Origin of the sequence: Aphanothece stagnina RSMan2012 (genome assembly GCF_046764815.1) — a bacterium.
Lineage (GTDB): Bacteria > Cyanobacteriota > Cyanobacteriia > PCC-6307 > Cyanobiaceae > NIES-981.
Map to the genome: position 1 here is coordinate 242,573 of NZ_JBKOUC010000001.1, position 13,022 is coordinate 255,594.

Annotated in this window: 10 protein-coding genes and 1 pseudogene; 9 read left to right on the forward strand and 2 right to left on the reverse strand. The window is 65.2% G+C overall.

Annotated features, from left to right (window positions below; all coding sequences use genetic code 11):
• A complete protein-coding gene (locus tag ACLNEE_RS01290; RefSeq protein ID WP_412006690.1) occupies positions 1–1,119 on the reverse strand; it encodes a polysaccharide pyruvyl transferase family protein in 1,119 nt (372 codons plus the stop codon).
• Positions 1,120–1,271: 152 nt separating this feature from the next.
• Here ACLNEE_RS01290 and ACLNEE_RS01295 point away from each other — a divergent pair, with 152 nt between their 5' ends.
• The 7 genes from ACLNEE_RS01295 (at position 1,272) to ACLNEE_RS01325 (ending at position 11,741) form a co-directional block, all read left to right on the forward strand.
• Positions 1,272–2,324, forward strand: coding sequence for a polysaccharide biosynthesis/export family protein (locus tag ACLNEE_RS01295; protein ID WP_412006691.1), 1,053 nt, complete (start codon positions 1,272–1,274; stop codon positions 2,322–2,324).
• 7 nt (positions 2,325–2,331) lie between these two features.
• Positions 2,332–3,849, forward strand: coding sequence for a GumC family protein (locus ACLNEE_RS01300; RefSeq protein ID WP_412006692.1), 1,518 nt, complete (start codon positions 2,332–2,334; stop codon positions 3,847–3,849).
• 181 nt (positions 3,850–4,030) lie between these two features.
• Positions 4,031–5,203 (forward strand): O-antigen ligase family protein, encoded by a 1,173-nt coding sequence (locus ACLNEE_RS01305; protein WP_412006693.1) that lies wholly within the window; start codon positions 4,031–4,033, stop codon positions 5,201–5,203.
• Between the two features lie 83 nt (positions 5,204–5,286).
• A complete protein-coding gene (locus ACLNEE_RS01310; RefSeq protein ID WP_411423079.1) occupies positions 5,287–5,841 on the forward strand; it encodes a heme NO-binding domain-containing protein in 555 nt (184 codons plus the stop codon).
• Between the two features lie 15 nt (positions 5,842–5,856).
• The gene (locus ACLNEE_RS01315) at positions 5,857–8,415 is read left to right on the forward strand and encodes a response regulator (RefSeq protein ID WP_411423078.1); all 2,559 of its coding nucleotides are present in this window, start codon (positions 5,857–5,859) and stop codon (positions 8,413–8,415) included.
• A 45-nt stretch (positions 8,416–8,460) separates the two neighbouring features.
• Entirely contained in the window at positions 8,461–9,654 is a 1,194-nt protein-coding gene (locus ACLNEE_RS01320; protein ID WP_411423077.1) for a PP2C family protein-serine/threonine phosphatase, read from the forward strand.
• Complete coding sequence (locus ACLNEE_RS01325) at positions 9,651–11,741, forward strand: hybrid sensor histidine kinase/response regulator (protein ID WP_411423076.1); 2,091 nt, start codon at positions 9,651–9,653, stop codon at positions 11,739–11,741. Before ACLNEE_RS01320 ends, ACLNEE_RS01325 begins: the two co-directional genes overlap by 4 nt.
• A 90-nt stretch (positions 11,742–11,831) precedes the next feature.
• Here the strand turns inward: ACLNEE_RS01325 and ACLNEE_RS01330 are convergent, their stop codons facing one another.
• Positions 11,832–12,146, reverse strand: a complete 315-nt coding sequence (locus ACLNEE_RS01330; RefSeq protein ID WP_411423075.1) for an STAS domain-containing protein — start codon at positions 12,144–12,146, stop codon at positions 11,832–11,834.
• A 291-nt stretch (positions 12,147–12,437) separates the two neighbouring features.
• Between ACLNEE_RS01330 and ACLNEE_RS01335 the strand changes: the two genes are divergently transcribed.
• The gene (locus ACLNEE_RS01335; RefSeq protein ID WP_412006705.1) at positions 12,438–12,782 is read left to right on the forward strand and encodes a PAS domain S-box protein; all 345 of its coding nucleotides are present in this window, start codon (positions 12,438–12,440) and stop codon (positions 12,780–12,782) included.
• Positions 12,783–12,836: 54 nt separating this feature from the next.
• Positions 12,837–12,977, forward strand: a pseudogene (locus ACLNEE_RS01340) (PAS domain-containing protein); the annotation flags it as partial.
• Positions 12,978–13,022: the final 45 nt, after the last annotated feature.

A 13,022-nucleotide genomic window follows, 5' to 3' on the forward strand; every position in this document is an offset into this window, starting at 1 on the left:
TCAGTTCATCCCCTCCAGGCCGAGTCTGTCCATGCACCAGCTGAAGTCGCGGCGCACCTGGGAGCGGATCGCCTGGTCATCGAAGGGCACGGGTCGGCTGGCCAGGATCGCCTCGCCGGTGGCGACGGGGTCGAATCCGCCGAGGTCACAGCCGGGCAGCTCCAGCCGCTCGCAGAGGTCCCGGCCCTTGTTGGAGTAGTGGAGATGGAAGGGCACCCGCCCGGCCGCCAAGGCCAGCACCGCCGTGTGGTACCGCACGGCAATGATGTGCCGCGCCCGTTCGAACACCGCCATGGCCAGCTGCCAGCTGGGGATCGGCGAAGCGTCGAGGAAGGGATCCACAATGGCCGTACCGGGCACCCGGCTGACCAGCGCACGGGCCACATCCAGGTCGTGGTCGGCACCGTAGGCCCGCGACTGAATCAGCACCACCGGCGTCAGACCGGCGGACACGACATGCCGGCAGAGCCCTGCCATCCGCTCCACGAAGGAAGCCGTGTCATGCAGGTACATGCTGTCGAAGGCCCGCACCGACAACACGGCTGAGCGCGCCAGGTCGAGCCCCTGGGCCTCACAGAGGCTCTGGGCTGCCTGGCGGGCGGCATCACTGCCTTCCAGCACGAAGGCCGTGTCGAAGGACAGCCTCACGTCAACGCCGGCCTGGCGGAGCCTGCGGTGGCTCTGGGCATCGCGTACACAGACCGCGGCAAGGTTCAGGAAGCACTGGCGCAGGGCCAGGAAGCTGAGACCATGGCAGGAGCGCGGAATCGACTGCCCGAACAACACGGTCTGCCGCGAATGCCGGGTGAGCTCAGCAAGGTTGAGCAGAAAGTTCTTGGTGATGAACCATTCCCTGGCGTTGTTGAAGATGTCCCCTCCGACGCTCACGTAGCCATCACAGCCACTGGGCCGCCGGTTCTGAAACTGGATCCCTGCAATCGGCTCAGGCCGCTCGTCTCGAACAGAGGCGGTGATCTGGGCTGCAGGCAGGAGCTTGCGAAGAGCGCTGTAAATGGCGGCATCGCCAAGATTCAGGGTGCTGTAGGCATTGATCAGCCCGATGTGCACGGTCATGCCGCCGCTTCGCTGCTCCATTGTGCGGCACTGCTCCGTGGGCACCCACCGGGTCCAGCAGGGGGCGATCCGGCGAGCCCCCAGCCAGGCCGAGCTCCCCGGTTCAGCAGCGCTAAAGTGCCCGCCAGGTGGACGGCCGGTGATGCGCGCCCTGGGGTTGAACTGGCTGGGGCATGCCGCGTGAACGGTGAACGGTCGTGAGCAGCCTCGCAAGGGTGTGTGCAGGAGTCCTGGCGCTGTTGGCGCCACTGGGCCTTCCCTTCACGGCGTTCGCGCTGCCCCTCTCCAGTGGTGATCGTGTCAAGGTCACTATTCCTGAAGGCGAGGAGTTCAGTGGGATCTTTGAAGTCAATCTTTCCGGAGAACTAGAACTGCCCTATGTGAGGGGCCTTCAGGTCACCGGCCTGGAGCCCCACCAGGTGGAGCAGCGCATTCACCAGGCCCTTGTCGGCCAGGGATATTTTCAGCCCTCGTTTCTCAAGGTCAGTGTCAATGTCGTGCAGTGGGCACCGGTCGAGGTCTTTGTCAGCGGTTCCACCTTTCAGCCGGGGAGGGTGCTGATCAATGAATGGAGCGATGCCGAGCAGACCCAGACACCGGTCCAGCAGTCCGGTCAGGCACCGTTCAACCGCCTGCTCTCATCGGCCATCCGTCAGGCGGGGGGCGTCACCCCGACAGCGGATGTGACGGAGATCGCCCTGATTCGAGCGGGCAGACGGCAGACGGTGGATCTCTCCGGCATCCTGACTGGACAACCCTTCAAGGACATCCCCCTGATCGCCGGCGATCAGGTGGTCGTACCCGACAGTGGGAGCATCAATCCACTGCTGGTGCGCCCCTCCCAGATCACACCGGTTGGCGTGAAGATCTTCATCTCCAATCTCACCGTGCCGGCAGCCGGAAACGCGGTTGCCGGCATCGGCAGGGATGCCACATCCTTCCCCTATGGATCCCGGTTCTCCCAGGCTGTCGTGTCGGGCAACTGCGCCGGGGGGGCCCTGTGGACCAACGCGAGGCGGAAGGCTGTGCTGGTACGAACGAATGCGGAGACCGGTGAGACCAAGGTGCTCGAACGGCCCGTCGAGGATCTCCTGAGGCGCTCCACGGACAACGACAACAACCCCTACCTGATGGCCAATGATGCCGTTGCCTGTTATGACTCCGGGGTCACCAATTTCCGCGATGTGCTGGGTGTGATCAGGGATTTTGTCGTTCCGGGCGCCCTGCTCTACGACGTCATCTCGCCTTGAAGAGCCAGTGAAGCGCGGTTTTCTCAAGGACAGACCATCGGCTGACAAGGGGCGCTTTCCGATCATCCCTGTCGACAAGGCAGCGCGGCTGTTTGCCGAGCAGATCAGAAACATCCCGCTGCCCCGGGTGTTTCATCCGAAGACCTGGTGGAGCAACCTCGACCGCAGGGACAAACGGCGCTGGAGCCGTTACATCGTGGTCAGTGGGGGCACCAACCTGTTCATCTGGGGCTCGACACTGCTCATTCTGGCCACAGCAAAACCGAGCTACACGAGCACATTTGCCCTCATTCTTCCCGGCAGCATCAACTCGGTCAACGTCAATCTCCCCGAGATCGGGCAGACGTCAGCGTCCAGCGGATCAGCCGGCGTCGCCACATCAACCTATGACCCCAGAGCCAACTACCAATACATTTTCACGAGTGAACAGGTTCTCAAACGTGCCGCCAAGCTGGCCAGGATTGGCCCCAAGGACTTCGACAAGCCCCGGATCAAGAGCCTCGATAACACCACCCTGATGGAGATCGAGATGAATGGTCCATCGGCAGCAGTGGCCAGGGAGAAAGCCTTCGCCCTTTACGACGCGATCGTGGAGCGGCTCAACCAGCTGCGCGTCAGCGAGATGGACCAGCGTGAGGGCCCCACCCAGAAGATTCTGCTGCAGACCCAGCTCAAGCTGGAGGAGGCCCAGAAAGCTGTTTCGGCCTACAAGCTCCGGTCGGGTCTGAATTCCACGGACCAGGTGGAGACCATCTCCACCAACATTGAACAACTCCGGCGCCAGCGGGCCGAGTTCGCCGCAGCAGAGTCGGCCGCCACCGGACGCCTCAGCACACTCCGCTCGGACCTGGGCCTCAGTGCCAACGAAGCCGCCGAGGCCTTCAAGCTGCAGGCAGACCAGATTTTTCAGAAGAACCTCACGGATTACAGCGAGGCCACGGCCATCCTGGAGGTCCAGTCCTCGAAGTTCGGGCCCAACCATCCGCGCATCACCAAGGAGGTCAAGCGCCAGAAGGCGGCTCGAACGGCCCTGCTCGCGCGGGCCCGCAACCTGCTGGGCCGGGAACCTTCCGGGACCACGCTGATCAAACTGGCGCTCTCCACATCCGGGAGCGGACGCGACACCCTGTTCCAGAACCTGGTGACCCTCCAATCCGATGCCACGGGGGCCGCCTCACAGGTTCGACGCCTCGATCAGCAGATTCAGGAGCTGGAGGCCAGGTTGCAGCGGATGTCCCAGCGGCAGCCGACTCTGGAGAGCCTCAAGCGGAATGAAAAGATCGCCGAGGCCGTCTTTGCCTCCACCCTGGCCAAGCTCGACCTGGGCCAGGCTGATGTCTTCGCCGCCTTCCCGCTGATCCAGATGGCCGTCGATCCCAGCCTGCCGGCACGGCCCACGACGCCGAAGAAGGGCCTGCTCCTGGCCGGGGCAGCCTTTGGATCGGTGCTCACCAGCGTGGGGCTGTGGATCCTCTGGATTCGCAAGCCCTGGATCCAGAGGCTTTCCAAGTGGATCTCGACCTGATCAGAACCTCGGAGCGCGCATGATTCGCCGATGGCTCAAGCGGTTCGAGGATTCTGATCTGAAGCCGGAGAATCTCCCTGAGAGATTGATCTGGTATTCGATTGTGTTCACCTATCCAGTCTGGGTGATTGGTGGCCTCTATGTTGTTGGATCCGTTCTTGGTTGGCTCCTGCTGGCGTGTGTGCTGATCAAGTGGCTGGCACGGCTGGATCACCCCGAAGAGAATGAGCCCCTGGCCATCTCTCCTGTCATCTGGCTTTGGATCGCCGGCATGCTGGTGATGGAGGTGTCGCTGGTGATGGGTCACGTGGATTTCAACCTTGGCGTCGCCATGATCATCAAATCCTCGATTGGCTGGGCCAAAGGGTGGGCGGCCCTGGCGCTCTATCCCCTGGCGGGCTGTCTGCCGATCCGCAGCAAGATCATCAGCAGAGCCATCTGCATCGTTGGCCTGCATACCCTGATCATCACCCCCCTTCTTCTGCTGACTCCGAATCTGGGGCTCCCCCAGGTGCTCTATGTGTCCCCTCTGCGGGCCATCGGCGGTCCAGGAAACGAATTCTTCGATGTCCCCCTCTATGAAATTGATGGCAGCACGGGTGATCTGCGCTGGCGGCTCTTCACGCCCTGGGGCCCTGCGCTTGGCTTTGTCGGCAATGTGAACTTCATGATCAGCCTCCTGGAGAAGAACACCAGGTGGAGGATCTGTGGAATCACAGGCTCAATTCTGATGTGCCTGATCTGCAAGTCGCGCCTTGCCCAGGTGAGCATCGTGCTCATCCCTGCCATCATCTTCCTCGTCTCCCGCATCCGCAGACCCCTGACCCTGATCCTGCTGGGGTTCAGTGCCTACCTGGCGGGGATCATTTCGCCGATGCTGCTCCAGTGGCTGAGCGACTTCTGGGATGGCTTCAAGGGCGCCCGCGCCGGTTCGACGCGTGTGCGCATGGCCCTCAAGCGGATCGCCATCGATCGCTGGGAGCGGGAAGCGCCCATCTGGGGCCATGGCATCGTGGAGCCGGGTCCCCATCTGGTCGAGGCCATGCCGATCGGCTCGCACCACACCTGGGCGGGCCTGCTGTTCGTGAAGGGGATCACCGGGTTCGTGGCTCTGGCCGTGCCCATGGCGGCCACCCTGCTCGACCTGCTGCGAAGAGCCTCCAATCCGCGCTATCAGCTCGGCGCCACGGGGCTGGCCATGATCGTGATTCTGCTCATGTACACCTTCGGGGAGAACCTTGAGATCCTCGTGTACCTCTACTGGCCGGGCATGGTGATCATGGGCATGGCTCTGCAGGAGCGGAAGCAGCCCCTGGACGAACCGGGGGCAGCCGCCGAAGCCCAGCCTGCCTAGCCTCGCCGGCCGCAGGGGGACCCCAGGAGGAGCTGCCGTGGGTAGCTTGAGACTGACCTGCCCTGGCCTCGATGTACGGACTGGTGAACCGGGCCATCCAGCAGATGGTCTGCACCCACCACGGAGAGGAGCTCTGGCAGCGGATCAAGGAGAGGGCGGATCTGGCCGACCTCGATTTCTTTTCCACCTACCAGGCCTATCCCGACGACGTCACCCACCGTCTGGTGGCGGCGGCGTCCGAGGAACTCGGGTTGACCCCAGCCGAGATCATGCAGGCCTTCGGTGAGTACTGGATCACCTACACCGCCAGCGAGGGCTACGAACAGCTGCTGGAGAGCACCGGTGAAACGCTGCCGGAATTCCTCGACCACCTCGACACCCTCCACGCCCGCGCCGGACTTGCCTTTCCCGAACTCAAACCCCCTTCCTTCCGCTGCCAGCACGGCGAGGACCAATCCCTGGATCTCGAATACCGCTCCAGCCGCCAGGGCCTCGCGCCCATGGTCGTGGGCCTGCTGCATGGCCTGGGGCGACGCTTCCGCACCCTGGTGACCGTGGAGCAGACCGCCGCCCGCGCGCAGGGGGACCAGCAGGACCTCTTTCACATCCGCTACCACGACGACAAGCCCGAGGGCTGAGTTCAGAATCAGCTGATGGGTGCCCCCCTCGAACTCTCCGACGATCTCCTCCACCGCCTGTTTCCCTTCCACCTCCTGGTCGATGCGCGGCTGCGGCTGCTCAGCATCGGCAGGGTGCTGGGCCGTCTGCTGGGGCAGGCCTCCCTGGAGGGATCGCCCCTGCACGAGCATTTCAGGCTGCAACGGCCCGAGGCGGGCCTGAGCTACAGCTCGCTGCAGGAGAGTGTGGGCCAGTTGGTGATCCTCCAGGCCCAGGCCCTGCCTCTGCAGCTGCACGGGCAGGTCTGCGCCCTGGACCAGGCGGGCAGCCTGCTGTTCGTGGGCACCCCCTGGCTCACCGAGATCGACGATCTGCGCCGGCTGGGCCTGAAGGTGAATGACTTCGCCCTCCAGGACTCGCTGGTGGATTACCTGTACCTGCTGCAGGCGCGCAACGTGGCCCTGGCCGAAAGTCAGCAGCTCAATGCGATCCTCACCACGCAGCGGGCCGAGCTGCGCGAGGCGAAGAAAGCTGCGGAGGAGGCCAGCTCGGCGAAGGATGCCTTCATGGCCACCATGAGCCACGAGATCCGAACCCCCATGAACGCGATCATGGGCATGGCGGGACTGCTCCAGGAAACAACCCTGGGCCCGGTTCAGAAAGAGTATGTGGACATCATCAACAGCAGCACCGATTCCCTGCTGACCATCATCAACGACATCCTCGACTTCTCGAAGATCGAGGCGGGTTCGATGGAACTCGATCGCCAGCCCTTTGACCTCGCCATCTGCCTGGAGGAGGCCCTGGATCTGATGGAGGCCAGGGTGATGGACAAGCAGGTGGATCTCATCCTGGACCTCGACCCGGCCTTGCCCACGGCCGTGATCGCCGATCGCACCCGGCTGCGCCAGATCCTCTGGAACCTGCTCAGCAACGCCACCAAGTTCACCGCCCGGGGAGAAATCGTGGTGACCGTGGCCCTGGCCGATCCCCCAGGGACCGCATCCGCCGCCCCCAGCCTCACCTACCGCATCGATGTGCGCGACACGGGCATGGGGATCCCTGCGGAGCGGCTGTCCCGTCTATTCGAGCCGTTCAACCAGGGCGATCCATCCATGGCGCGGCGCTATGGAGGCACCGGGCTGGGACTGGCGATCACCCGGCGGCTCTGCGAGCTGATGGGTGGCACGATCGAGGTCACCAGCCTGGAGGGCGAAGGCAGCTGCTTCAGCCTCCGGCTTCCCCTGGAGCCCGATTCAGCGGCCGCTCGTGGGGCCGCCCCCTCCCTCCCGGCCGGCGGGGCGCCGCTGCCGGCCGGTGCGCCCATCCTTCTGCTGGCCCCCAGCGCCACGCTCCGCCGCGTGCTCCAACGCCAACTGGAATCCCTGGGGCTCCGGGTCATGGCAGCCGATCCGACCCAGCAGGATCCCGCGGGTCTGCCCCCGCTCCCCGGCGCGGAGGGGTATGCGGCCGTCGTGGCCGACGGCCAGCCCTTCATCGCGAGCGGCGACCCCCGGCTGCAAGCCTGGCGCGAGGATCCCCGCGCCACCAGGGCACCCTGGATCCTGCTGCTCAACCGCCTCGAGCAGGGTGCCGGTGGGCAATGGCCCGGTGGGGCCCGAGCGCAGATCATCTCGAGGCCACCGCGCTTCCATCAGCTCCAGCGGGCCCTGGCGCGGCAACTGCTCGCCGATCCGGCCCCCCCGCCGGCAGTGCCGCATGGCTCAGCCGGGGGGCTCGTGTCTGCCGAGGCTCTGCTCTCTGGAGCCAGCCGGGCCGAGCGCCAGCCGTTGCGGATCCTGGTGGTCGATGACATTCCGGTGAACCAGAAGCTGGCCGTCCAGCTGCTGAAGCGCCTGGGTTACCAGGCTGAGGTGGCCAGCAGCGGAGACGAGGCGATCAGGACGGTGCAGGATCATGCCGTCGACCTGATCTTCATGGATGTGCAGATGCCGGGGATGGATGGCTACGCCACCACACGGACGATCCGCGCCCTCGACACCCTGCCGCGGCGGCCCTGGATCGTGGCCATGACAGCCCACGCCCGCGCGGAGGATCGGCAGGCGTGCCTGCAGGCAGGCATGGATGACTTTCTGAGCAAGCCGATCGCCCCAGCCGATCTCGCCCACGCCCTCGATCACTACTGCCCCCCCAGCGGAACCCCAGCCCCAGCCCCGATGCCCCTCCCCCTCCGCCCCACAGGCAGCTCCCCGGCCAACGATCCAGGGCCGGATCCGTTCCGGACCATTGACCCTGACGCCTGGGAGGAGCTCCGCAGCGTGCTCGGCGACGAGGCCGATGCGGGCCTGCGCGAACTGATCGATCTGTTTCTCGAGGATGCCCTCGAGCTCGTCTCGGCCGTGGTGGTGAGCCAGCAGAACAGCGATGCCACCGGGATGATCAGGGCCGCCCACGCCCTGCGCTCACCGAGTGCCAGTCTGGGAGCCAAGGAACTGGCCGCTCTCTGCAGCCGCGTCGAGGATGGACTGCGAGCCGAGAGCGCCCCATGGCCCCAGGAGAGCATCGACAGCCTGTTGCTCGAGGCTGGCAGGGTCAGTGAAGCCCTGCGCCGACTGCGTCCAGCGGAGAGCTAACACAGCCCCCTGGCCATCCCACCGCCGATTCCCCGCTCGTCCCTGATGGCGTCGTCCGCCCCGATCCCGATCCTCCTGGTGGACGACGACCGCATCCACTCCCGCCTGCTGCGGGCGAGGCTCGAGCGCGAGGGGTACGCCGTGCGGATGGCGTCATCCGGCGAGGAAGGGCTGGCCCTGGCCCGCCAGGAGCGACCGGTGGTGATCCTCTGCGACTGGCAGATGGAGGGGATGGATGGCGTGGCGGTCTGCCGGGCTGTGCGGGCCGAGCCTGAGCTGGCCTCCATCTATTTCATCCTGCTCACCTCCCGGAGCCGGGTCGAGGATCGGGTGCAGGGACTCGACTCGGGTGCCGACGACTTTCTCAGCAAACCGGTGGACCAGGAAGAACTCCTGGCACGGGTGCGCTCCGGCGTGCGGCTCCACCAGGCCAACGAGCGGCTCCAGGCGACCGCCGACGAACTGCAGCGTCAGAAGAATCGCCTCGATGCGGAGCTGGCCGAGGCAGCCGGCTATGTCCAGTCCCTTCTGCCCGCACCCATCCCCCGCGAATCCCAGGCGAGCATCACCGTGCAGACCCACTTCGTTCCCTGCCATGAACTCGGGGGCGACGTGTTCGATTACTTCTGGATCGATGAGGATCACTTTGCGATCTATCTCGCCGATGCTTCGGGTCATGGCCTGGCGGCGGCCTTTCCGACCATTTCGGTGCACAACGTTCTGCGCTCCCGCTCCCTCGGGGTCGATCTGCGCCGGCCCGCTGCCGTTCTCGCGGCCCTCAACGGAACCTTCGAAATGGAGCGTCAGCAAGGGCGCTACATCACGATCTGGTACGGGGTCTATGCCAGGCGCGCCGGGATCCTTCGCTTCGCCAGTGCAGGCCATCCGCCGGCCCTGCTCTGGTCTGAGGACTCGGAGCTCCTCCTCAGCAAACTGTCAGGCCACGGCATGGGACTGGGACTGTTCGAAGATGCCAGGTACGTCGCCACCAGTGTGGAGCTGAAAGGGCAGGTGTCTCTGCTGCTCTACAGCGATGGCATCTATGAAGTGCCCACGTCGGATGGATGCATGTGGTCCCTGCCGGAGTTCATCGCGCTCGTCAACGAGTGCCGTCCTCTGCTGGGCTCGGATGCAGGCCTGGGCCATCTGGTGGAGCAGGTGAGCCTCCGGACGGGTCACCAGGGTTTCGCCGACGACTACGCCCTGGTGCAGGTGACCTTCAACCCACCGTGCGCATGAACCGGGCCGACCCCCTGGAGTGCGGCGCCAGGGCCAGCCAGGACGACACCGTGCTGCTCTCGACCCAGCGCATCCGCCGGGAAGCGCTGCTCACGGGACTGGCGATCTTCGCCATCAGCGCCACCGCCCTGGCGGTGACCTACACCGCGGCCCAGCGCTCCCTGATCAGCCAGGTCCGCACCCACCTGCGCGATCTGGCCGGCCTGGCGGCCACCACGCTGGAGACCGAGGCCGAGGAGAGCGCTCTGGCTCCGGGGCTGCTGGGGAGTGCCAGCTATCGCAGGGCCACCGAGCCCCTGCTGCGCCTGCGGCGCCGGGTACCGGATCTCTACTACGCCTACACGTTGGTTCCCTCCGACACGGGATTCCGCTTCGGCGTCGACAGCTCCGCCTTCATCCGCAACCCGGGTGATGACACCCCGATCGCCCTCCCGGGCGAGCTCTACGACGATGCGCCGCCAGGCGTTGAGAAGGCCTGGCGCAGCCGCAAGGTGGTCGTCAGTGCCACCCCCTACACGGACAAATGGGGCACCTTCATCAGCTCGTTTGCCCCCCTGCAGGACCGCAACGGGAGGGTCGTGGGGCTGCTGGGCCTCGACCTGTCCATCGCCAGCCTGGATGGCTACCTGCGTCCGCTGCGCGTCACCATGGGCCTGGCGCTGCTGGCCAGCGGTGCCCTCGCCTCCGTGGTGGGCTTCAGCACCTGGCGTTCTCTGCGCGCCCGGAGCACCGCCTTCGCCAACATCGCGGCGGCGGAGCGCAAGGCCCGTGAGGCCGCTACCGCCTCGGAACTGGCCAACCGCGCCAAGAGCAGCTTCCTCGCCAGCATGAGCCACGAGCTCCGAACGCCGCTCAACGGTGTGATCGGTCTCTCCGACATCCTCCTGGGCACCGCCCTGACGGACCGCCAGCGCGAGTGCGTCGAGACCGTGAAAGGCTCAGGCGAATCGTTGTTGCGGCTGGTCAGCGATGTGCTCGACATGGCACACCTCGACTCTGGAGCCCTGGAGCTGGAGAGCAGACCGTTCGACCTCACCGGGCTGCTGCGGCAGGAAGTGGACCGGCTGCGCCCCATGGCGGCAGCCAAGGGGCTCACGCTGACCCTGGCGGCCAGCGCCGATCTCCCCGTCAGCGTGATCGGCGATCCCCTGCGCCTGGCCCAGATCCTGCGGCATCTGCTGGCCAACGCGATCAAGTTCTCTGCCCACGGCGCGGTGCGGATCAACGCCACGCCAGCCGAATCGGACCAGCCGGAAGCGACAGCGCTTCTGCTGGCGGTCGAGGATTCAGGTCCCGGCATGGCCCCAGAGGCCCTGGAGCAGCTGTTCCAGCCCTTCGGCCAGCTGAATGGGGATGGGGCCACCACAACGCGGACGCAACAAGGGGCCGGACTCGGTCTGGCCCTCTGCCGCGGACTGGCCGAAGCCCTCGGCGGTGTGCTGCGCGTGCGGAGCACACCCGCCGCGGGCACCACCTTCACCCTGGAACTGCCGCTGCGGCCATCGGATCCGGCGCCCCAGCGGCATCCAGACCAGCCCAGCACTGCCCTGGAGCCGGGCAGAACGGCCAGGCCCCTCGCCGTCGGGCATCCCCTGCGCATCCTGATCGCCGAGGACAACAGCGTGAATGCCCGGGTGTGCACCCTGATGCTCGAGCGCCTCGGCTACACCGCCAGCCTGGCCTGCGACGGCGAACAGGCGGTGCTGCTGCAGGGCCGGCTGGATCCCGACGTGATCCTCATGGATCTGCGCATGCCCCATCTCGATGGCCTGGAGGCGACGCGACGCATCAGGGCAAGCGGAGCAGCATCGCCGGAGCAGCCCAGCCGCCGGCGCAGACCATGGATCATCGCGATGACGGCGAACACCCAGAGCAGCGACCGCGAGGCGGCGATGGCCAGCGGCATGGACGACTTCCTGACCAAGCCGATGGTGCTGGATGACCTGGCGACGGCCCTGAGCCACGCCCATGGGGCCTTGGCGATGCCGGAAGCCTTGGCGGTGCCGGAAGCCTTGGAAAAACCAGGATCGGTACCGGAATCAGGTTCTGGGGCAGCGGAGGGGGGAGGGGCTGCTCATGGGGTGTGAGCGTTGCGGGCGGCCCTCAACAGCGGCCGTGGCGGCAGCGGGAGCTGATCGCAGACTGAACCTGGGGAGAAAGCACCCCTCGAAGCACACCTAGGAGAGATGGGCAAGGGCGTCGTCGAGGGTTGGGAAGATCGGAAAGACACGATCGGTGCCTGTGAGCTCGAAGACAGCACGCAGCTGGCTGTTGATCCCGCTCAGGCAGAGCTGATGGCCCTGTTCACGCACCCGCTTCAGGGCCGATACCAGACAGCCGAAACCACTGCTGTCCATGAATTCGACATCCTTGCAGTCGATCACCACATCACGGGGTTGCTCAACCAGAATCGAGATGATCCGATCCCTGAGGTCAGAGCCGTTCTGGGCATCAATGAAGCCACGGGGAGAAAGGATGTAATAACTGCTCATCGAGATGGGCTCGGCCGGGCAATTGAGAGCTTGGCAATCAGCCTATCACTGGCTGACAATCACACCAACAATCACATCATCGATCTGAGCTGGCCACGGAGCGATCTGAGCTGGTCACGGAGCGATGGGCCCAACCCCAAGACCCCTGGCCCCCACCGACCCACCGGCAGCCATCGCCAGCCGCGCTGGACTGCGCGGTCCCACCATCCCGGGATGCAGACGGCAGCGGGCCCAAGGAGACGCCCATGGCTACAGTCAACACTCAAGCGGATAGCGAGGTCCGGCGCCATGATGAGCATCGAGGATCTGCGTCAGCAACCGCTCCCGTTCGTCGCTGCCGATCGGGAAGGCTTGATTGTGGAAATCAATGATCATTTTCAATCTGTGTATGGCTGGGACATTGAGGACCTCAGGGGTCAGTCAATCTCCATGATTCTGCCTGAAAGCTTCAGAGACTCACACCATCTCGGATTTTCACGCTTTCGAATCACCGGTGAGTCACAGATTCTCAACCACCCCCTGAAACTGGCCACGATCTGCAAGGATCAGCGTCAGGTGATGTCCGAACATTTCATCGTTGCACAGCGCCAGGGTGAGGCCTGGATCTTCGCGGCAACCCTTCGACCTCTCGAGTAGGAGGGCATGAGCGAAGAGAACCTGGTCAACCAACTGCGGCATACCCTTGGCCGCATGGAAGCGGCTCTCGGAGCCGTGGAAGAAGGCCTTGCCGTGACGAACGAGCAGGGGATCGTGGAGTGGACCAACCGGTCCTTTGAGCAGTTTGTCGGCAAGAACCGCCTGCAGTGCCTGGGCCGCTCTCTGCCGGATCTACTGCCGACGCGCTATCAGGATGGCAAGATCGCACCAAAAGATTGC

Coding starts and splice junctions, on each gene's coding strand:
- ACLNEE_RS01315 (WP_411423078.1), top strand. CDS start 5,857: ATGGGTGCCCCCCTCGAACTCTCCGACGATCTCCTCCACCGCCTGTTT.
- ACLNEE_RS01320 (WP_411423077.1), top strand. CDS start 8,461: ATGGCGTCGTCCGCCCCGATCCCGATCCTCCTGGTGGACGACGACCGC.
- ACLNEE_RS01325 (WP_411423076.1), top strand. CDS start 9,651: ATGAACCGGGCCGACCCCCTGGAGTGCGGCGCCAGGGCCAGCCAGGAC.
- ACLNEE_RS01330 (WP_411423075.1), bottom strand. CDS start 12,146: ATGAGCAGTTATTACATCCTTTCTCCCCGTGGCTTCATTGATGCCCAG.
- ACLNEE_RS01335 (WP_412006705.1), top strand. CDS start 12,438: ATGAGCATCGAGGATCTGCGTCAGCAACCGCTCCCGTTCGTCGCTGCC.